Origin of the sequence: Mesorhizobium sp. M7A.F.Ca.CA.004.04.2.1 (assembly GCF_004022825.1) — a bacterium.
In the GTDB taxonomy this organism is placed as follows: Bacteria; Pseudomonadota; Alphaproteobacteria; order Rhizobiales; family Rhizobiaceae; genus Mesorhizobium.
Map to the genome: position 1 here is coordinate 1 of NZ_RZPH01001239.1, position 1,533 is coordinate 1,533.

A 1,533-nucleotide genomic window follows, 5' to 3' on the forward strand; every position below is an offset into this window, starting at 1 on the left:
CAGCTACACCATCCTGCTCGGGCCGTCCGGCTCCGGCAAGACGACGCTGCTCTCCATTCTGGGCGGCTTCGTCACCCCCAGCGAAGGCAAGGTGTTCATCCGTGGCGAGGACTGCACCTCGGTGCCGCCGGCCAAGCGGCCGACGACGACGGTGTTCCAGGACTATGCGCTGTTCCCGCATATGAGCGTCGGCAGCAATGTCGGCTTCGGCCTGCGCATGCAGGGCGTCGACGGCGCTACCCGGGCGGCAAAGGCGCGTGAAGCGCTTGCGCTGGTCGGCCTCGCCTCCGCCTTCGACAAGAAGCCGCATCAGCTTTCCGGCGGCCAGCGGCAGCGCGTGGCGCTGGCGCGGGCGCTGGTGATCGAGCCGGCGGTGCTTCTGCTCGACGAGCCGCTCGGCGCGCTCGATCTCAAATTACGCCGGCAGATGCAGGACGAGTTGAAAGCGATCCAGAAGCGCGTCGGCACCGCCTTCATCCACGTCACCCACGACCAGGAAGAAGCGATGGCGCTGGCCGACCATTGTGTGGTGATGAATGACGGGCGCATCGAGGACGAAGGCCCGCCCGAGCGCGTCTATCACAGGCCGGCGACGCGCTTTTCCGCCACCTTCATGGGCGAAAGCTCGATCCTTGCCGGCACAGTCACGGAGGCGAAGGAGAGGACAAGCACCGTCGCCACGCCCGTCGGGCCGGTCTCGCTGCCCGGCGCGCTGCCGGTGGGCTCCGCCGTTGCGCTGGCCATACGGCCGGAGCATCTTGTCCTCGGCGAGGCCAGCGGCAGTGTCAGGCTCGGCGCGGCCAGAGTGAGCGACGTGGTCTTCCAGGGCAGTTTCAAGCGCGTGCTTGCGGTTTCCATCGAGGACCCCTCGCTTCACTTCATCGCCAAATTGCCCGCGACGGCGGCCGTCCAGCCGGGCGACACGGTCGCGATTTCCTGCAATACCGACCAGATTATTCTGCTGACGGACTGAGCTTTTCTGACGGATTGAACATGGCAACACTTCCGCTCATTGAGGCACCCGACTGGTACGAAACCATCCGCATGAGCGATGGCGTGACCTTGATCCACGAGCCGTGGATAAAGCCGTTCTTCCGCTGCAATATGTGGCATGTGCGCGGTCGCGATCGCGATCTCCTCTTCGACACCGGCCTCGGCCATTTCAGCCTCCGGCGCCATGTACCGCTGGTGAGCGAGCGCAAGCTGATTTGCGTCGCCAGCCACACGCATTTCGACCATATCGGTTGCCACCACGAATTTCCCGAGCGTTGCGTGCACGCCGCCGAGGCCGGCATCCTCGCCGATCCGCGCAATGAATGGACGGCAGCCGGCACCTATGCGACCGACGAGATGTTCGATCGCATGCCGCAAGGCTGGGACACGGCGCGCTACGGCATTCTGCCTGCGCCCGCCGGCCGTTTGCTCGGCCAGGGCGATGTCGTCGATCTCGGCGACCGTGCCTTCGAGGTGATCCACACGCCCGGCCATTCGCCCGGCGGCATCGCACTCTACGAAAACAGGACGGGCATCCTG

Annotated in this window: 2 protein-coding genes; both read left to right on the forward strand. The window is 65.6% G+C overall.

Annotated elements, in window-relative coordinates; translation table 11 throughout:
- A partial coding sequence (locus EN893_RS33400) for an ABC transporter ATP-binding protein (protein WP_164901362.1) occupies positions 1-973 on the forward strand: 973 nt, incomplete at its 5' end.
- A gap of 20 nt (positions 974-993) precedes the next feature.
- The coding region (locus EN893_RS33405; RefSeq protein WP_128362151.1) for an MBL fold metallo-hydrolase at positions 994-1,533 on the forward strand (540 nt) is incomplete at its 3' end.